This window comes from Mucilaginibacter sp. L3T2-6, from assembly GCF_030519355.1.
Taxonomy (GTDB): Bacteria; Bacteroidota; Bacteroidia; order Sphingobacteriales; family Sphingobacteriaceae; genus Mucilaginibacter.
Genome location: NZ_JAUMKC010000012.1, coordinates 134,097 through 152,854, shown reverse-complemented (window position 1 = coordinate 152,854; position 18,758 = coordinate 134,097). Strand labels below are relative to the sequence as shown.

The following is an 18,758-nucleotide window of genomic DNA, read 5'->3' as shown; positions in this document are numbered from 1 at the left end:
TATTGCCGGTATGCCGCATCTGAATGCTGCAATATCGACATTCGGCGTTGTTGATTTGGACATTTTTTTCAGCTAATCTTGTAAAAACAACGGCCATGAAAAACCTGTGTATCGTAATTCCGGAAAGTAATTCAAATGCCGCCAGCATCGTATTGGCTTACGAAGTATTTGCAAAGGCTAATGAATATCATATAAATACAGGAAGAAATGCTGTATTTAAAATTTGGCTGGTAGGATGTACTGAAAAAACTTCGCTGTATAATGGGCGTTTTACCATAAATTCTGACATAAATTTAGCTGATAACCCCAAAGCCGACCTGATAATTATACCCACGCTTGACGAGCATTTATCGCATACCTTACAAAATAGCGGAGCATTGATCAATTGGGTTGTCCAGCAGTACAAGCTTGGAGCCGAAGTAGCCAGCCTTTGCACCGGGGCGTTCCTGCTGGCGGCCGCCGGCATTTTAAGCGGCAAGCAATGCTCAACTCACTGGGCTGCGGCAGGCGTATTTAAAAAGATGTTTCCCCACCTCGATTTGCAGCCCGACAAGATAATTACCGACGAAAAAGGGGTGTATACTACCGGCGGCGCTTTATCATCTATGAACCTGGTATTATACCTGGTTGAGAAATACTACAGCCGCGAAACTGCCATATTTTGCGCCAAATTGTTTCAGGTTGATTTAGGGAGAAACAGCCAATCGCCGTTCACCATTTTTACCGACCAGAAAAACCACGACGACGACGGGATAAAAAAGGCACAAGATTACATGGAAAATAACCTGCAGAAGAAAATTAATATCGAAAAACTGGCTTCCTCCCTGGCCATCGACCGCCGCAATTTTGACCGCCGATTTAAAAAAGCGACCGCCAACACCCCGGCAGAATACTTGCAGCGCATAAAAATAGAGGCTGCAAAAAAGAGCCTTGAAACTTCCCGAAAAAATCTGGATGAGATAATGTATGATGTTGGTTATACCGACGGCCGGGCTTTCAGGCAAGTTTTTAAAAAAATAACCGGTTTATCTCCTGCCGAATATAGAAACAGGTACAATAAGGATATAGCGGTTGTTTAATGGTTATGATACAAAGGGCCTGCCATATGCCGGCCCTTTGCTTCTGTTAGTTAACATTCAGGAGTGCTTTGCCCTATTTTTAGCGCAGGCATAATCTCTGATCACTGGTTCACTCCAAATGCTTCCCACCCCGATGCTGTGGTACGGTTGCAAGTCATCGGCTGTGTACCGTTTTCGCTGGAAATAAACTTGCCATTGTTTCCACGCAGGGTTACTTTACCGTCGGCAGTGGTTATCCAGTCGAATTTCTCCCAGTCCCCTATAGCCGTGCGGTTACAGGTTATGGCCTGCGTGCCGTTCTCAGACGATACATACTTACCCATGCTGCGGAGCGAAATTTTGCCGCCCCCGGCATCAACAACAGTAAACTTCTCCCAGTCTTGTGCAGTTGCGCGGTTACAGTTCATGGCCTGGGTGCCGTTCTCACCGCTTACATATTCCCCATTAAACCCTTTCAATGTAATTACCTGGCCAATTGGCGCACCCCCGCCGTTGCCGCCGTTACCCTGCGAAATTATTGCGTTGTGTATGGCCGATAAAAGTGAATTAGCGCCAGTAGCGTCGCCGGCCAGCTCCCATATCATCATGCCCCCAATGCCGCGGGAAAATGCGAGGTTAGTTTTTGCGGTAATAGTAGGAATGCCATTATAGCCATAAGTTTGAAAAGTATCCGAATTCGGGCTACCGCCCATTGAAAGTATAACATTATAATTGGCGGTTGAGTAATCGTAACGGCTATCACGCGCATAAAAGGGAACGCCGAGTATGGTTTTTTCAACCGGCAGGCCGCGGCCGCTCCAATAGTCCAGGCAATCTACAGCCGATTGATAAGTGGAGTGCTGAAAGTTGTTATCATCATAATCCATAATGTTAAGCCAGTCAAGGGCAGTAAACATGCCGCTGGTGATATAGGTTGCGCCGGTTGATATAACCGCGATGGTGCACAGTCTTCCGCTATTATGCATGGCAGTAGCGAGCTGCTGCATCATGGTGAGGAAGTTACTTGCTTCCGTACCGGCCGAAGGGAACTCCCAGTCAACATCTACGCCATCGCAATTGTATTGATTACAAAAGCTAACCATGTTGTTCACAAACGCCGTGCGGGTGCCCGAACTGGCCACAATGGTATGAAATGCATCACCTCCTCCGCCCCCGCCGACGGATATCATTACCTTAACGCCATTGTTGTGGGCGGTGGTTACCAGGCTTTGGAATTTGGAAGCGTTATCCAGCGCCTGCAAACTGCCGTTGGTATTAGGTATTAAAAACGCATAATTGATGTGGGTGAGTTTGCTGTATTGTACAGCGTTTACATCCCCCTCCCAGCTGGGCATATAGCCTATCACTTTAAAGGTAGCCGCAGTCACCGGTTCAGGGGCGGTCATGCTTTTGGAGGATAAGCCGGGCGATTGGGGTGCGAAGTCAGCCGTGTTTTCTTTACGGCAGGACGACAGCGCGAAAAGCACTATCGCAACTACAGCGAGCAGATAAGCGTTAAGTTTTGCTTTCATAAAATAGTAATTAAAGGTTAATAATTATTGGTTTGTTAGTTTTCGGTTAAGCTCTGAGGAACGGGCCTGTATATTGTAGCTGCCAAGCCCGCCAGCGCATCAAATAGGGTAATCAGGGGCTTTAAATCATTAAATATTACGCTATTTGATAGGGATAAATTTATATATTAAAATATAAATATCTGATTATTAGTAATTTGTATTGATTTTAATACGGGTGAACCGCAAGCGCGGTGGCGACGCAAACCGCCGTTTTCAGCGATGAGGAATAAAAAACAAGCGAAAAAGTAGTTTTAGGCGATACGCTTGATTCGCACCAAACCGGGGTTAATTATAAAGCAACAAAACCCTACAAAAACCCTACAATGCAAAAAAGGCCCGCTAATAAATAGCGAACCTTTTAAAAATTTAATTAATCCCCGTATATATTATTTTACCGCACCCGGAGTAGTGTATGGTAACTTTTGCGGATCGTAGCTTGCCCAGCCTGCTGACCAGTCTGTTGATCCGAACGCACCTAAATAGGTTGGTGTTTTGTCAAAAAATGTATCCCCGGTAAATTTAGCGCTTGTAAATACCGACGCTGTCGTAGCGGCGGCGCTGCCATCTTTTACAGTGAAGTTCGGCGTACCTGAATTTGTGCCGCCCGAGGCTTTGAAATCAGATCCATATTTTAATGGATCCATCATTACGTCAGCCGCACCTTTTGTATTGTCAAAAACGTTTGTTCCTCTTAGGATGGTTTCGAACAGAGTTTTATTTTGACCTTTCACTTCGTTTCCTTTTGAGTTGCACGCATAAACCAGGTTATTGGCTACAACCAGTTTACCGGCGACAAAATTTGAAGATGAATTTTGAGGACCGGCAGGCAGGCCGTCGTCTATATAAACGCCTTCGGTGTAATTCAATAACAACGAATTGAACAGGCTTAGTGATGAATTACGGCGAATTTGAGCAGCATGCTGGAAGTTGGCGTTAATACCAGACGTTCCTGTTGGCGAAAGCAGCGGGCCGACAATTGTCATGTTTGAGAATATTACACCGGTTTGAGGCGTGTTATTTGAACCTACAGCATCGTTGTCCGATTCAAAGCCATTTGACCCGGAATAATCTGCAACAACCTGCGCGCGTTGGGCCAAACCGAACTGAACTTTACCTGAGAAACCAAAGTCGGTATCAAAATCGTCATCCTGCGCACCTATTGAAAGCAGGTGTTTAGCAGTAACAGTTCCCCCAAACCACTCGAACGAGTCATCACCTGAGCGGTAAACTTCTATATAATCAAGGGTTGTTCCTGCTCCTACGCCGCCCATGGTTAAGCCATTGATCTCATTATCCGGAGAGAAAGGAATGCCTGCGTATTCTATGCGTACATATTTTAGCGTACCTGAATTATCATTAGCATCGGTACCGCCGTATTGTATGTATTTTGCCGCGTCGCCTTTAGGATCAAGGCCGCCTTCAATATTTGGTGTTGAGGTGGGGTTAACAGGCGCTTTGCCTAACAGGATTACTCCGCCCCAATCTCCGCTTGAGCGGCCGCCGGCCGGAAGATTTGAAGTAAACACAATCGGCTTTTCGGCAGAGCCGGCAGCCTCAATTTTAGCTCCGCGTGTAATTATCAAAGTGCCTTTAGTGGCTTTATCTCCTTTGATAATTGTGCCTGGCTGAATAGTTAGCGTAGCGCCGTCGGTTACGTATACAAATCCCTTTAACAGGTAAATTTTGTCTGATGTCCATGTAGTGGCAACTTTAATATCACCGCTCACTTCAACCACATTGCCAGGAGTAACCGGCGTTACCGGCGTCGTATCCTTTTTCGAACATGCGGCGAAAAACATCGCCGTCAAGAGTAATAGTAATGTGTGCTTTTTCATACTTGCTTTTTTATTTATAGTTGTTTTGTGTTTTAATGTCATACGCCGCCTTTACCTATAATGCATAGGTGAACGATAAAGAAAGGCTGGTACCCTGTTTATACCTGCTGAATATGCGGTCTTTGCTTGCCGAAAATTCTCCGTTGTTATCGTAATCCAAGAAGAACTGGTAGTTGTTATTCAGCAGGTCGGCGGCATTAAGTTTAAATTCACCGCGGTTTTTAAATGTTTTGTAACCCACCTGGAAGTCGAGCACATTGCGGGGGCTCTCATATACGTTAGGAAAGTTTGCTCCCCTTGATTTAAATATCCTGCCACCAATACGATTGAACAGTACATTAAAGCTCAACTTTTGCTCCAGTTCAGTATGCAACAAACCCGCGTTAATGACATAAGGCGATTGGCCGACCATCGGCCGCTTTGTACCGATAAGTAAAGGATCTTCCACTTCCGACTTTACCAGCGACAAGTTGGTATATATGGTGGTATTTTTAAACGCATCCTGGCTGCTTATAAACTCCAGCTTTTTCCTTACTTCAAGCTCCACTCCGTAAGTGGTTGCCTTTTTAACATTCAGGTAGCTTATTTCGGGGGTGGAGGCATTTACATCGTTTATATTCGACTCGATAGCATTATTGAATTTTTTGTAGAATGCAGAGACCGAAATTATCTGACCCGCCGAAGGATAAAATTCATATCTTAAATCTGCGTTGTCTATAAGCGCACGCTTCAGGTTAGGGTTGCCCGTCTGCAGGGCAAGTAATTCATAATCGTAATACGACGTCCGCGCCAGTTCCCTGAATTCGGGCCGCGCAAGGGTGCGGTAATACGATAAGCGCAGGTTAGCTTTTGGCGTAAGTGCATAGGTAAAATTGGCCGATGGCAACACATCAACATTATCAAGCCTGGTTTTGGGTATCGATGGGCTATTTGCCGTAAGGCTGAGGTTAAACTGCTCCACGCGCACGCCCCACACCATCCGCAACTTATCGCTCAACTTGTTGTCAAGCATCAAATAACCCGAGTTTACGTAACTGCTGGCATCGTAAGAGTCTGCGTCGCCGTTAATCTCTTTCAGGTCGTATTTCCCGGCGTTGACAAGATCGGAGCCAAAAAGAGTAGCCAGCGGGCGTTGGGCTATTTGGTTTCGCTCGTCCCCATCAAACACTTTGTCACTTATAAGCAGGCCTAAAAACCGCACGTCAAAGTTCCGTTTACGGTATTGCGTACCCAAGCCTGCCTTAAAGGTAGCTGGCTGTTTAAATAATGTTAAAGGCGCAGAGTAGCTTACATCGCCTGAATAAATATTTTCCGACAAATATGAAAACAGCCGTGCATTTTCTTTTCCGATAGTACCTTGTACGTTTGCAACATAAGGTACAGCCGGATTGTTGCGGTCATTTACATTGCGCGAGTAGCTGGTTTTGCGCTGGTCGGGCTGGTCATTAATAATATTGCTATAACCTGCTGTCCATTTCAGCTTTGAATTTTTGCTGCCAACCCCATGCTCGCCTTCCAGTGTGGATTTAAATAATGCTTTCTGGATCAGGTCAAACGCATAAAACCGCACATCGCTCGATATGGCTGAATTTTCTCCCTGCCGGTAAAGAAATTGATCGTCGAAAACCCGGTTATATATGTTTTTAAATGTTATTTTGTTTTTGCCGTAGGTATAGGCAAAATTGGCGAGCGCCCCAACATTGGTTGAAAATTTATACTGCTGGTCGTTGTACCTGAATGTATAAAAATCGCGGAACACGTTAGGACTGTTTTGCAGCGAGTTACGGTAGGTGATGGCAGCTAAAGCGCCAAATTTATTGCCATTTTTACCTATTTCCTTCACACGGCCTAATGATAGCTGATAATTCTGTCCCGGTATTGCACTTTGTGTATACGTGTTATAATCAGGATTTAAAGAATTGATTGCGTTAATAGTTTGCTGCTGGCTCAGTGATGAACTTACTACCTGTTGCGTAGTTGGAAAACTGGCCGGTAATTTCCTCGAGCCATTATCAAATCCGAGATAATCGGTGGCATTTCGATACCCGCTCTTAAAGTTCTTAAATGTGGTTTGCGTATTATAAGTATAGCCCAGGCTTACCGTGGTAAAATTTTCGTCCGGTATATCGCGGGTATTTATTTGTACGGCGCCGCCGGCAAAATCACCCGGCAGGTTTGGCGTAGCTGTTTTATTGATAATAATGTTTTCCACCAGGTTCGACGGAACGATATCAAAAGAAAACGCCTTGCGGTTCGGCTCGGTGCTTGGCAAGGGCGCGTTGTCGAGCAAGGCAGTATTATAACGGTCGCTCAAGCCCCTTATAATCACAAATTTATTGTCCTGTATGGTTGTTCCGCTAACGCGCTTCAGTACTTCAGAGGTGTTTTTATCAGGCGTTGCCTTAATACTTTCAGAAGATATGCCATCAGTAATTGCTGCATTATTTTTTTGGGCGGCATATAATGAGCCTACCGTTTCTTTCCGGAATGTCGAAGTCACGGTAACTCCTTTCAGTTCCTGCCTGGCGTCAGGGTTAAGAACTATATCAAGATGCAGCACATCGCCGGGATTAACCTCAACATCATTAATTACTTTGGTTTGATACCCGATATATTTTATTGCCAGCGTGTACCTGCCGGGGGCGAGAGCGCTTAACATATAATTTCCGTCAACGTCTGTGGCGGTGCCCCTTCCGGTGTTTTGTATGTAAATAGTGGCGCCTATCAGTGTCTCGCCCGTTTTTTCGTCCGAAACTTTTCCGGAAATTTTACCTGTCGCATCGGCGTAACAGGCGCTATAGCTGCAAAATAAAAGCTGAAAAGTAATTAGGAATAATGCTATCTTTTTCACGTATTAATTATTGCTGCAAAGCTATTTTGCGGCTAACGCACGAAAGAATTATCGCAATTATCAAACTAATATCATTTGCTTAAGGGCTGGTTAATTTTGGTTCAATTTCACAACTATCCCGGAAGAAAATAAGAAGGTCCGGCTAAGTACCGGGCGATATCTATTTAATGGCTACACCTTTTGGATTGCCTAAAAGCGCCAGGTTGTGGTTTATTCTTCTAAGCACATATAAAAAATTATGCATCTCCTGCCAGCTTATATCGTGTACCACGTTATCCTCCAGTTCATGAAATGCATCTTCAAAAGTCGACACGATATCCCATGCCTTTTGGGTACACACCACCATTTTCCCGCGGCGATCGCGGTAATTTATTTCTCTCGTGATGTAGCCTTTCTTTTCTAGCAGGTCCACAATGGCAACCATATTCGATTTCTCAATCTGCAGCTGGTCACACAACACTTTTTGGGTTGTCCTTCCGCCCTGCCGGGTCAAAAGCAATATAACATGGAAGTGGTGGTGAATGTCCACATCTTCCAATATTTTAAAAAGCTGTTGGTGGTAGGTTTTATTAGCCAGCATTATCTGCAGGCTGATATTCTCTCCGTACTTCATAATAAACTTAGCAAAATCGCCCTGTAAGCAAGGGAATTTACAGCGGCAGGTCCTTGTAAAATTTAACCAGTGAAAAACAACGGGCAATGGAAAGCCGCTCAGGCTAACCATTATGGGGTATTAAAATAAGGAAGGGAGAATTTTCAGATTATTAGCTGGCCCAATACAATATACCGGGAGCGTTTTAGCACAGAATAGCAAATATTTAACCGGAACCACTGCCGCGCAGATATCAGCATCATATTCAGCAATACCACCAATAGTACACCTGTAAGCAGCGGCATCCAGGAGACGTCTTTCAACTTAAGGTTCACAGGCGGTATCTGGCAGCGATGCTTGGTGATTATGACCCAAATTTTAAGGTGAATGGCATTTGTAAAGCTATACTGCTTAGCTTTACCGGCGTGGGCCGGGCGGTGAGAAACATGCGTTTGATGGTGATGACCGAAACTCTTATGGCTGATAAAAAGAGAAAGGCACGGCACCATCTGCTGAAAACAAACAGTAACAGCTAACAGTACTTTTATGATGGCCAGTTTGCTCAATTTTTTATCGCTATAATAAGGCAAAAGTAATTAGCATGTTACAAACTGTTACCCTAAGCAATTATTGATAACCAAATATTAACACAGACTTTACACAAGAAAGCGTTACAGCTTATTTATATTTATCTTAGCACGACAAAAATCTGCCGCTATGTCATTCCAGGGGTATTTAAAAACAATAAGAGAGAAAACCGGCAAAGGCCCGGCTGATTTCCACGAACTTGCTGCACAAAAAGGCTTTACCAGCGATGGCAAATTAGCGGCCGGTGTTAAAGCTGGCGACATAGTGAAGTGGCTGAAGGACGATTTTTCTCTCGGTCATGGGCATGCTATGGCCATTTATGCGCTACTGAACGGTATTAAGAATGAGGATAGTGAATAAGGAGTGATTCATCCGCCAGCATACTAAGCTGTTATATTTTTTGCTTTCTTCCCATCACCATAAAACCCTGGAACGATGCAAAAAATTTGCCTTCCCTGTCGTCACGCTCCAATATTGCCCACCAATCATTAATTTCGTTAGCGGTAAACGAATTTTCATTTACTCCCGTTTGAATAATTCCGCCGATAATGCGCTTGACCAATTCCAGCGGGTGACTGTATCCACAGGCCTTTACCTTAATATCATTAAATCCGAACCGCTTGAAATGTCTGAATAAATCACAGCCAATCCGGCCAGACGGAAATTTATCCGAGATGAACCCGACTATTTTCCGGGTAAGCACGGTATGTGAATGCGAAATCACCAGGGCATCCCAGTCTACATCATATACAAGCAGGTTGCCGCCCGGTTTCAGCAGTCGCAGGTATTCTGCAAACACCGGGTCTGTATCTTTTACATACATCAGCACACGTTCGGTACGGATATGATCAAAACTTAAATTATCAAAAGGCTGCGCGTTTGCCGGTGCGACCAGGAAATCAAGATTCAAGCCAGATGCGCTGTGACGTTTTTTTGCCATATCAATCATAGCATGGCTGGCATCGGTACCGGTTACCAAACCGGCGTACCCTGCAAGTTTAGCCATTTCATAAGCCTGATCTCCAATTCCGCAGCCGATATCAAGAACATAGTCGCCCCTTTGTATTTTTAGCCATGCAAGCTGCTCTTTAAATACATTCCGGACCGTTTCGCAATTATGCACATCTTCCAGAAACTTTATGAGGTAAGCGGAATCGGAATTATCTGCACTTTGAAAGCCAGCTGTTATATCCTGATTTTGCACGGTCTGTATTATTAGGTGTGCTAATTTAACTATTTAGAGGAGATATTGCGTCGTTAACGAGACCTCGGATTCCCTGTAGCCCTGTCATTCGCTATTACCGCCAGCCATATCAAGAATCACATCTCCTCCCTCCGGGCTTAATCGCCAAACCACACCGTCACCCGGTTTTGAAAATTTACCTTTAACTGCTTTTATACTGTAATTCAGCCCTTCAAAACTGGCATTTACTTTTTTGTCAGAGATATTTTTAAAGGGAAGTTTAACCTCTTCCGCAGTTGTTAAATCAAGGCGCCAGCTAAGTGATTTATCATTCTCTAAATGGATTCTGACCCGCCGCTCATCAAATGTCATTACGAGGGTTCCGGCGCTTGATTTTAAAGGCCATGAGACGCTGAGCTTTCCTTTTACTGCATCGCTGATCACGGGGTCGCCGCCTTTAAGCACTGTCTCTTTTCCATCAATTACTGCTTTAAACCGCAGCCCAGCCAGGTTATCCGGCTTGCTCCACAAGTAACCATCTACTACCGGAAGCGTAAAGAAACTGCACTCATTTGAGGTTGCTTTTTGCTTTTCATAAACTGAAGGCAGCTTTTCGTTAAACAAGTGGATATCGCGGAAGCGGAGGCTGCCGTCTTCCCATAACAGATTAGCGCGGTAAAAGCGGCTGTCGAACCATACGGTTTTGCAGTTGCTGCCGGGCAAATCCTCGTTAACCGTTACTGCTGTCGCGGGCGTAACCTTATAATGACTGCTGAACCATCGGCCCGATTGTTCCAATGTCTCTACTTTTACTTTACCCTCATCACGCAGTTGAGCTATCAGCGGAAACTGTATCTCCAAGCCTTTGGCCATAGCATCCCAGGTGAAAGAATTTTCCTGCCCGGCCTGTGTGTAGGCAAACTCCATCGAGGCGCCCTCTGTAAACTCTTTAAAGAACCAGTTAATCCAGGCAGAATCGCCGCCGGCATGCTTGTAAACCGGCTCCAGCGTGGTAACACCTTGCCGCGAATTACCCAGACCGTTGTCATACTGCCTTACCGGGTCGCTGCCCAGCATACGGAAGATTGGTACGGGTATTTGGTTAGCAGCATTTTGCGCCGGCATGTATGAGTTGATTTTGCTTGGATAATAAGCCTGGTTCCAGTAGCCACCCCACATGGTGTAACCATCGGTGCCATACTGGTCTTTACAGTTAGCCGAGGCTATGATATGATATTTCTGGTAAAGATAGTTCAGGGTATGTGCATCAATAAACCATGAGGCCACCGACTTGGGATAATAGCCGAATATTTTTTTAAACTCGTGCATATACACATCTGCCAGTTTATCGCGCTCGGCAAGGGTATATCCTGTCGAAAAACCGATATTAGCCCTCCAGTCCCAAGGATAGCGGCCGCGCCACTTTAAGCCGGCTTTCTGCACCATTGGCTGCGGTATTTCCCACCATGCACCAATTTCAAATTTGTCGCGCGGCAGGCTTTTTAGCAGCTTTTGGTAACGCGGGTCAATCAATGCATCATATTGCAGCAAAAATGTACCACCAAGCTTATATCTCTTCATTAGTTCCACCTGCTTAACTACAGTTTGGTACAGCACATCCTCCGTAATAGCCGCGTCCCGGGGCTCCAGCAACCGAATAAAGTTGACGATGTTGATTATTTTAGGTTTATCGTTTACCGGTGTTTTATTTTCCGGTCTGTTACTGTTACGGCTAAACGCCGCAACCCCAGCCAAAGCCAAAAAACAGGCCGGTACGAAAAAATACTTTATAAATCTGCTCATGTTAGTTGGAATCGCCACCTTTTGCCCCCGGCCGCAATCCGGACTAAATTAGAATTATAAAGCGAGGATAAAAAGATAACGCATCCTGCACTGTCTTTACAATGGGATGGGTAAACAATACAATCAATTTTTAATGGTAGTTACAACCTACAGCCTTAATTTTATACGCCATGCAGACTTCATCTTCGGAATGTCAAAACAACTGCTAAAAGTGCCTGCCAAAGCAGATAAGCCAGGAAAACTACTGTCACCTGGTCACTAATCAACTAAATAATCAATCCTTAACCTCGGCATCGATATTTACGGTTACTTCATCCGACAGTACAAGGCTGCTGCTGCCAACGCCATAATCAAGACGGTTTAATTTAAAACTTCCCTTAAAAGTAGTGGTAGTACCTGCCTGGCTGGCCGTAAAAGGTATTTCAACTAACCTGGTCCTATTTTTTATAGTAAGATTGAACTGCCCCGTATAATTATTGCCACCGCGGCGCCTGATAGAAACCGATTTCAGCGTAATCTTAGGATAATGCGAAACATCAAAAAAATCCTCACCATGTAAATGTTCGTCGCGGCTTGAATTATCAGTATTGATCGTAGCTGCATCCACGCTGGCTTCGATTGTACTTGTTGCCAGATCGGCCGGGTTAAAATGGACATTGGCTTGCAGACCACCAATAGTGCCGCTAACACCTATGCCGAGGTTTTTGGTTTTGAAGGTAATAGCCGAACGGGTGACAGTACTGTTTAGATATCTGAACGCAGTAGAACTGATGATAATTAAAAATATGGGCAGCAAAAACTTTTTCATCGTACTAATAAACGTAATTAATTCAGGATGATTACAAACGCAATCTATTTTTACATTTTGATTGAAAAAAGTGCAAAAGGCTTAATGCGGAATAGTTTTAATTTTATACCAATAAAAAAGGGCAGCCTTTCGGGGCCACCCTTCTAAGTTTTTCCATTATAAGATATTAATTCTGCTCAGGCTGATCTTCATCACTTGGCAAGCCTACCACCTTATAAACTCTATCACCATTATCATCCTTCATTTCCTTATAATAAACGCCATCCGGAGATACAAATAATTTATCGCCGTTAACCTTTATTTTTCTGCAATCGGGAGGCAATTCACTCACAATGTCACCCATTTGAGGCCCTTGGGGCTGGTCGTCATATACCTCGGAACCATTAGTGGTGTTCAGTTCGCCGTCTTTACCGGCAACCTGGTAAACCATACTGCCATCATCTTTGGTAACGGGCTGATAGTATACACCATTCAGCTCATAATACTGCTGACCGTTGATCACTATCGATTGTGCTTTATCAGGCAATTCTTTCACTTCAGCGCCAATTGGCGGCTCAACTACGGTGTATTCATTGTTATCATACTGATAAAACAAACCATCGCTGTAGTAGTACTGGTAATCGCCGTAAAAGAACGGATAATACCCGTAAGGCAATACGCCAATTGAAAATCCGATGCGCGGATAATAATATGACCTGTAATAACCACGATTATAGTGGTAATAATTATGATTGCCCCAATAACCGCCATGGCCATAACCTACCCGCGGTGCGCTGCGGTAATAACCTGTAGCTGGCCTATGGTTTGCATCGTAAGTACGTGGTGCATAACCATAATTACCTCTTACGCCTGTAGTGGCAGGACGTGAACCGCCGTAGCTGTAAGTGCTCCTTGGTGCAACGCCAACCCGTGGCGAAGTGGCCGGACGGCCATAGCTCTGCTGCGCCTGGCCGGCAGGTCGGGGTGCAACAGTAGACGCTGGCCTTGAAAAGCCTGAGTTATTGCTCTGTGGTCTGCTAAATGATGGCGGGGGAGCGCTTGGCCTTGAAAATGAACCACCGCCGCCACCGCTGCTGCTACCGCCGCCACCGCCACCGCCGCCTGTTGACGGCCTGTGCTGTGCGCTGGCAGGGACTGCTAAAAACGCACATACCAGCGCGCCTAAAGCGGTGTTTAATAGATTTTTATATGTAGTCTTCATGTTAAATATATTATTTACGAATACCGAAATCGGTTTTTGGGCCGGTTTATATTATATAGACTAAAAAAACAGTTAACGGTTTAATTCGCTGTAAATTATTTTATGGTAATAATAGTCAAAAAACTAAGCCGTAGTTTAATTGGTGCAGAATTATTACAAAAGGGTTTTTCCGGCAACTTACATTGGCATTTAAGTAAATATACGGAATTTGTACCTGTTACGATACAGCCAAATGACAGCAGAAAGTAAAATCCAACCGGATGCTCATAAATCTTCAGCGATAAACATAAAAGGCGCATCAAAATCAAGGCAAAAAATCCCATCATAAGACGTTTCATAGCAGCCCTCATCAATCTTTTTCAACCCAGCAGACCGCAGATCAGCAACGTGACTTAATATCGCTATTACTTCCCCCGCTGGCTTCCATTTACTAAAACCAGGCGCCACAGGAAAAATGCGCTTTTTTCTGTTAAAAATAACCAGGTTTATCTTATCTGCATAAGGCATATAATTGTCGAGGGTCAATTCATCCGCTATGATATTTACTGACGGATATTCCAGGCCCGTCAGATATTCCAGCGCGGCATTGGGAAGGCTTTTCCCGTTTGAGTTCATAATCTTAATATCTGATTGCTCAACCTGACTTGTATCGTCGGTGATAATCCAGTCGATCTTGATCCCAAGACTATCGAGTTTTTCCGCTGTTTGCGGGGTGGCGATAACCGTGGGGCTCCATTCAAGCAACTGGCCTAAAAGCTCTTCATCAAAGTTGTCCACCCCCAGCACCAATAGGGCTGGCTCCTGTTTTTCGCGAACAACATGGTGGGATGACATGAAAAGGGATTAACGAATTTTATAAATTTAAAGATGCAGTTTTGACTTTGGAAGATAATTATAATGATTGCAATTATATAGATTTTCAACTACTTCAACAATGTATCAAATCCCTGAAATCTTTTAATCCGGACTCTGTCAATATATTTTCCGGTGAAATTCTTTAAACGCCCTGCCTGCATCAATGGCGAGATTAATAGCCGCCGATACAGCTATACCATAAACACCGGTTTTAATAAGTGGATCCACGTCTTCTATTTGTACACCGCCAACGGCAATTACCGGGATGGTTATGTCCGGATGTTTTGCCAGCTCTCGGTAGCCTTCAAAGCCAAGCAGCGGATAATTGTTTGGCTTCGTATTGGTAGTTGAAAACGGGCCGTAACCGCAGTAGTCAACCACGCCACTGCTTTGTATGGCCTGCAGCCGGCGAATGCTGGTGGCTGAGGCGCCCAGTGTTTTATCCTTACCGATCACCCTTCGGATGTCCTTAAAATCAGCATCAAGATCTTCGATATGCACACCCTGGGCATCAACCCTGTTAAGCAGGTGATAATGATTCGTCAATATAAGCGTAGCGCCCCATTCATCACACACAGCTGCAATTTCGTTGATCTCATCGATCAGTTCATCATCTGGCTTTGTAAGGCATCGGTATTGTATCCAGTTAGCCCCCGCATCGCAGGCGATAGTTGCCTGTTTCAGGTGACTGCGATTACGCAAATCCTGTGTAAGATAATGGAAACGGGCAATGTATTTCTTCATGCTTTTTAGTCCGGAAAACCCGGAATATTTATTTTTTAAGGCTAGTTCCGCCAACTACAGGCAACTTCGTATTTTTAAATTTTACTACCTTCCGGACTCACTTCAATGCTTCTGTAATCGGATGGCCGATACAGCCGTTCGGCGTTTGTATATGCAATAAAGCGGCCACTGTTGCAGCAATATCGGTCATGTGCGTTTCACGGTCAAGGCGCCCGTGGTTGATGCCCCAACCCATAAATACAAGCGGAATATGATTGTCATACGGGTTCCAGGTACCATGTGTAGTGCCGGTGGCGCCTCCGGTAAAGTAACCCGGTTTCAGCATTATCTGTATCACACCGCTATGCTCTGCATTGTAACCGTTAATTACGCGGGTTCGCAACACTTCGGGAAGGTCAGCAGTCATGGGTTTTTGCATATCAACCACAAAAGCTATAGCGGGGTCTTTTTGTAAAAAGTCCATGCAATCTTTCTTCAATTTGTCCACGTCCAGATGCGCGTAGTTAACAGCATAATTATTCAGGTTCACCTGGTAATTGGTTAGGCTGCGCACCAGTCCGTCGATCGTATATTTTGATGACAGGTAAGCATTCAGACCCTTAAGCGCCTGCCCTTCGTTCCAAACTCCCGCAGGCACGCCATGGTCTTTCAGAAAGTTGGGGTTATGTGCTGCGCCATGGTCGGCGGTAATGAATACGGCATACTTGCCTTTTCCAACTTTAGCATCAAGGTAAGTAAAGAGAGTTGCAAGGTCCCTGTCAAGGCGCAGGTAGGTATCTTCTGTTTCAATTGCGTTCGGGCCAAACTGGTGACCTACATAATCTGTCGACGAGAAACTAACGGTTAAAAAGTCAGTCACATCGCGCTGACCAAGCTTTTCTGCATTTATTGCCGCTACAGCCATATCCAGGGTAAGTGTATTGCCATACGGGGTAGAGCGGATTAAACCCAGGTTATTTTTATACATGCCCGACGTCTTAACCGGCATGGTAGGCGCCGTCATGCCCCTGAATTTGCCCTCATAACCGTTGCTGTCGGCAGTGCTCTGCACATAGGTTTCAATGGGATATAATGTTGTCCAATCCTGCTTCAAATAAGTCTCCGGTAGTTTCTGGTCGTTTAAATCTTTTACCCACTGCGGCAGATCTTTCATATAATAGGTGCTGCTTATCCAGTTGCCGGTTTTATCATCAAACCAATAGGCCGCGTTTGCAGTATGCCCGGCCGGTAATATGCCTCCACGATCCTTCAGCGCAATGCCGATTGTTTTTGAGCGGAAGTTGGTAGCCAGGCGCAACTCATCGGTAACTGTAGTTACCAGCATATTACGCGGCGACATTTTCCCTGCGTCGGATGTGCTGCCAACAGTTTGCACAGTGGTATCCTCGGCACAGTACATAGACTTTCCGGTAGCCTGTACAATGAAATCATTACCGGCAATGCCATGGATTGCAGGTACCGAGCCTGTATAAACACAGGTATGGCCCGGCGCCGTGAAGGTTGGCAGGTAGTCAATCTGGGTATTGTCACAGCTGAAGCCTTCATTCAATAACCGCTTGAACCCTCCGTTTCCATAGCGGCTATAATATCTGAAAAGATAATCCCAGCGCATTTGGTCTACTACGATGCCCACCATCAGCCTGGGGCGCGGTACATCTGCGGAAACAGGCGTATCCAGCACAGCAGCGGGCCTGCCCACTACAGGGTTTATTACCATTACCTTTTTAGGTTTTCGTTGTGCCGACGCGGTAACGACTGCTAATGCAAATACCGCAAGGAGTACTCTTCTTTTCATCCGGAAATTTAAGAAATTGTTAAATAAAGCACGGCAAATATCAGCATTGCGATTAAGACTTAATGTGATATTTGCGTTACGACAAGTTAAAATTAAGGTTCTGCAGGGCCAAAAGTAAGCAGCGAATGCTGGCTTGCCGTATGCAAATCCCGCCATACACGGTTAATTTCTGAGCCTGTGTGTGCGGCAGTTAAACCACATAACGGATAAAGCTCATCAACAACCTTGCGGCTTACCCGGGCAAGCATGTGGCTGGTATCGCTTACGGCTTTTAATCGTTCGTCCGGGATGACATTGCGCTGCCCTATCGCCTCCCACGAACGTTCTACTGCTTCATAAAAAACCTGTCTTTGCCTGGCAATTTTTGTTTCGGCTTTATCTATCTCTTCCGTTAGCAATGCTTTCTGCCAGTCCAATAACCGGGGCTGCTTTTGCTTTTCGGCAAATAGGCCCTTGCACAAATCGATAAAGTGAATCGCCATTCCGGAAAGGCAAACAGCTATGGTGGCTTCGGCCAGCTGATGAAAAGGATAAAGGTATATCGGGGCGTTTATAATTGCTGCTGCCGGCTCTATTTTAAACTGACGGTTGGAGGTAACCTCCAGATTTTTAATTTCAAAAGCATCGCTGCCGGTGGCTGCCATACCTATATATTTCCACGTCGGCACAATGGTTACATCCTTTCTGTCGAATATAAAGGGAAGGATCAGCTGCGCTCCATCTTTCAATACCGGCTCACCATCGCTCGTAATCACGCAATTTGCCGTAATATGCGTTGCGTGATGTATGCCGCTGGCGTACTTCCACATGCCGTTAACGCGGTAGCCTTTTTTAGTGATCTCTGCGGTACCCGTTGCCGCGCCGCTGCCCGCCAGGCAAACACGCTCATCCATGAATATTTTCGGCGCAATTTCCGCAGAAATAAATCCACCAAACCAGCCGGCGCCATTGCACAGGGTTACTACCCACCCCATGCTGCCATCAGCCCAGCTTATCGCCTCCTGCTGCTGCAGAAGTCCAGTCAGGGTTGTCTGCGCTCCCCCATAAACTTCAGGGACTAACAGCCTGAACCATTTGTTAGTATAGATCAGCGCTATTTGCTGTGGATGAAGCATGCCGGCCTGCTCGGCCTCAGCAGTTGTATCGCGAATGATATTTACATCATGCTGCGTGACAAAGCATGACGGATGCGGGACTGTGTTTAATGTTTTCATACGGTAACGAGTCTTTCCGCGCCTTTCTGTTTCCTCAGGATGGCAAGCCAGCTAAAAAAACCAAAAAAGGCAACGATAAATAAAAATAAGGTGAGCGCCGAAAACATAACCAAATGCTTATAGCATAATAATGGGATGGCGAACAGGTTGGAGATATTCAGCAATATCCAGTTTTCTATCTTGCGCCCTGCCAGCAGCCACATGCCCGCCCAGGCTGTCGACGATACCCAGGCATCCCATAGCGGGACATTAGACGTAGTGAAGTTTTTAAGCAGCAGGTACAATATCAGCCACCCGGCAAATACAATTACCAGGGTAACGATCCATTCCCGGCGCGTCGACCAGCTGATTTTTACCGGCGGCGCATCGCGCCGTCTGATCCAGTGTATCCAACCATAAATGCTCATTACCAGGTAATAAATATTTAATGCGGATTCTGCATATAGCCCGGCCATCAGCAAAACATATATCCCGATAAAGGTGGAGGCAATACCCGCAGGATAAAGCCAGATGTTATTTGCCTTAGCCAGCAACACTTCAGCCACGCCCAGTAACACAGCAGCCCACTCCCAGGCTGTGGTTAAACTAACCTGCTCCATAAAAAGCTCGATCCAGTGATTTAAATTCATAGGAATAAGATCGTGGGGCAGTGGCAGC

16 protein-coding genes are annotated in these 18,758 nt (G+C 45.3%); 2 read left to right on the top strand and 14 right to left on the bottom strand.

Features of this window, described 5'->3' with window-relative positions:
* Positions 1-95 precede the first annotated feature (95 nt).
* Positions 96-1,079 carry a GlxA family transcriptional regulator gene (locus Q3W13_RS14775; RefSeq protein ID WP_302865030.1) on the top strand — a complete coding sequence of 328 codons (984 nt, stop codon included), beginning with the start codon at positions 96-98 and terminating at the stop codon, positions 1,077-1,079.
* 101 nt (positions 1,080-1,180) lie between these two features.
* On the opposite strand, the gene Q3W13_RS14770 is transcribed toward Q3W13_RS14775, so the two are convergent.
* The 5 genes from Q3W13_RS14770 to Q3W13_RS14750 form a co-directional block, all read right to left on the bottom strand.
* Positions 1,181-2,590 (bottom strand): glycosyl hydrolase family 18 protein, encoded by a 1,410-nt coding sequence (locus Q3W13_RS14770; RefSeq protein WP_302865029.1) that lies wholly within the window; start codon positions 2,588-2,590, stop codon positions 1,181-1,183.
* Positions 2,591-3,018: 428 nt separating this feature from the next.
* The gene (locus Q3W13_RS14765; RefSeq protein WP_302865028.1) at positions 3,019-4,467 is read right to left on the bottom strand and encodes a hypothetical protein; all 1,449 of its coding nucleotides are present in this window, start codon (positions 4,465-4,467) and stop codon (positions 3,019-3,021) included.
* A 55-nt stretch (positions 4,468-4,522) separates the two neighbouring features.
* Complete coding sequence (locus Q3W13_RS14760) at positions 4,523-7,318, bottom strand: TonB-dependent receptor (protein WP_302865027.1); 2,796 nt, start codon at positions 7,316-7,318, stop codon at positions 4,523-4,525.
* A gap of 160 nt (positions 7,319-7,478) precedes the next feature.
* Complete coding sequence (locus Q3W13_RS14755; protein ID WP_302865026.1) at positions 7,479-7,931, bottom strand: MarR family winged helix-turn-helix transcriptional regulator; 453 nt, start codon at positions 7,929-7,931, stop codon at positions 7,479-7,481.
* A gap of 143 nt (positions 7,932-8,074) precedes the next feature.
* On the bottom strand, positions 8,075-8,476 hold the full coding sequence (locus Q3W13_RS14750) for a hypothetical protein (protein ID WP_302865025.1): 402 nt from the start codon (positions 8,474-8,476) through the stop codon (positions 8,075-8,077).
* A gap of 151 nt (positions 8,477-8,627) precedes the next feature.
* Here Q3W13_RS14750 and Q3W13_RS14745 point away from each other — a divergent pair, with 151 nt between their 5' ends.
* Positions 8,628-8,858 carry a DUF4287 domain-containing protein gene (locus tag Q3W13_RS14745; protein WP_302865024.1) on the top strand — a complete coding sequence of 77 codons (231 nt, stop codon included), beginning with the start codon at positions 8,628-8,630 and terminating at the stop codon, positions 8,856-8,858.
* A 31-nt stretch (positions 8,859-8,889) separates the two neighbouring features.
* On the opposite strand, the gene Q3W13_RS14740 is transcribed toward Q3W13_RS14745, so the two are convergent.
* From Q3W13_RS14740 to pnuC, 9 genes are all read right to left on the bottom strand, one after another.
* Positions 8,890-9,702: a methyltransferase domain-containing protein gene (locus tag Q3W13_RS14740; RefSeq protein WP_302865021.1), complete on the bottom strand. Its 813-nt coding sequence runs from the start codon at positions 9,700-9,702 to the stop codon at positions 8,890-8,892.
* A gap of 84 nt (positions 9,703-9,786) precedes the next feature.
* Positions 9,787-11,484: a hypothetical protein gene (locus Q3W13_RS14735; protein WP_302865020.1), complete on the bottom strand. Its 1,698-nt coding sequence runs from the start codon at positions 11,482-11,484 to the stop codon at positions 9,787-9,789.
* 274 nt (positions 11,485-11,758) lie between these two features.
* Positions 11,759-12,292 carry a YceI family protein gene (locus Q3W13_RS14730; protein WP_302865019.1) on the bottom strand — a complete coding sequence of 178 codons (534 nt, stop codon included), beginning with the start codon at positions 12,290-12,292 and terminating at the stop codon, positions 11,759-11,761.
* 166 nt (positions 12,293-12,458) lie between these two features.
* Positions 12,459-13,493 (bottom strand): DUF6515 family protein, encoded by a 1,035-nt coding sequence (locus Q3W13_RS14725; RefSeq protein ID WP_302865017.1) that lies wholly within the window; start codon positions 13,491-13,493, stop codon positions 12,459-12,461.
* 264 nt (positions 13,494-13,757) lie between these two features.
* Entirely contained in the window at positions 13,758-14,327 is a 570-nt protein-coding gene (locus tag Q3W13_RS14720; protein ID WP_302865016.1) for a thiamine pyrophosphokinase, read from the bottom strand.
* A gap of 138 nt (positions 14,328-14,465) precedes the next feature.
* Entirely contained in the window at positions 14,466-15,092 is a 627-nt protein-coding gene (locus tag Q3W13_RS14715; protein ID WP_302865014.1) for a thiamine phosphate synthase, read from the bottom strand.
* A 97-nt stretch (positions 15,093-15,189) separates the two neighbouring features.
* The gene (pafA, locus tag Q3W13_RS14710) at positions 15,190-16,887 is read right to left on the bottom strand and encodes an alkaline phosphatase PafA (protein ID WP_302865012.1); all 1,698 of its coding nucleotides are present in this window, start codon (positions 16,885-16,887) and stop codon (positions 15,190-15,192) included.
* Between the two features lie 92 nt (positions 16,888-16,979).
* Positions 16,980-18,101, bottom strand: coding sequence for an acyl-CoA dehydrogenase (locus tag Q3W13_RS14705; protein WP_302865010.1), 1,122 nt, complete (start codon positions 18,099-18,101; stop codon positions 16,980-16,982).
* A complete protein-coding gene (gene pnuC / locus Q3W13_RS14700) occupies positions 18,098-18,730 on the bottom strand; it encodes a nicotinamide riboside transporter PnuC (RefSeq protein WP_302865008.1) in 633 nt (210 codons plus the stop codon). Before pnuC ends, Q3W13_RS14705 begins: the two co-directional genes overlap by 4 nt.
* Between the last annotated feature and the right edge of the window lie 28 nt (positions 18,731-18,758).

Coding starts and splice junctions, on each gene's coding strand:
- Q3W13_RS14715 (WP_302865014.1), bottom strand. CDS start 15,092: ATGAAGAAATACATTGCCCGTTTCCATTATCTTACACAGGATTTGCGT.
- Q3W13_RS14765 (WP_302865028.1), bottom strand. CDS start 4,467: ATGAAAAAGCACACATTACTATTACTCTTGACGGCGATGTTTTTCGCC.
- Q3W13_RS14720 (WP_302865016.1), bottom strand. CDS start 14,327: ATGTCATCCCACCATGTTGTTCGCGAAAAACAGGAGCCAGCCCTATTG.
- Q3W13_RS14725 (WP_302865017.1), bottom strand. CDS start 13,493: ATGAAGACTACATATAAAAATCTATTAAACACCGCTTTAGGCGCGCTG.
- Q3W13_RS14770 (WP_302865029.1), bottom strand. CDS start 2,590: ATGAAAGCAAAACTTAACGCTTATCTGCTCGCTGTAGTTGCGATAGTG.
- pafA (WP_302865012.1), bottom strand. CDS start 16,887: ATGAAAAGAAGAGTACTCCTTGCGGTATTTGCATTAGCAGTCGTTACC.
- Q3W13_RS14775 (WP_302865030.1), top strand. CDS start 96: ATGAAAAACCTGTGTATCGTAATTCCGGAAAGTAATTCAAATGCCGCC.
- Q3W13_RS14705 (WP_302865010.1), bottom strand. CDS start 18,101: ATGAAAACATTAAACACAGTCCCGCATCCGTCATGCTTTGTCACGCAG.
- Q3W13_RS14745 (WP_302865024.1), top strand. CDS start 8,628: ATGTCATTCCAGGGGTATTTAAAAACAATAAGAGAGAAAACCGGCAAA.
- Q3W13_RS14735 (WP_302865020.1), bottom strand. CDS start 11,484: ATGAGCAGATTTATAAAGTATTTTTTCGTACCGGCCTGTTTTTTGGCT.
- pnuC (WP_302865008.1), bottom strand. CDS start 18,730: ATGAATTTAAATCACTGGATCGAGCTTTTTATGGAGCAGGTTAGTTTA.
- Q3W13_RS14730 (WP_302865019.1), bottom strand. CDS start 12,292: ATGAAAAAGTTTTTGCTGCCCATATTTTTAATTATCATCAGTTCTACT.
- Q3W13_RS14755 (WP_302865026.1), bottom strand. CDS start 7,931: ATGAAGTACGGAGAGAATATCAGCCTGCAGATAATGCTGGCTAATAAA.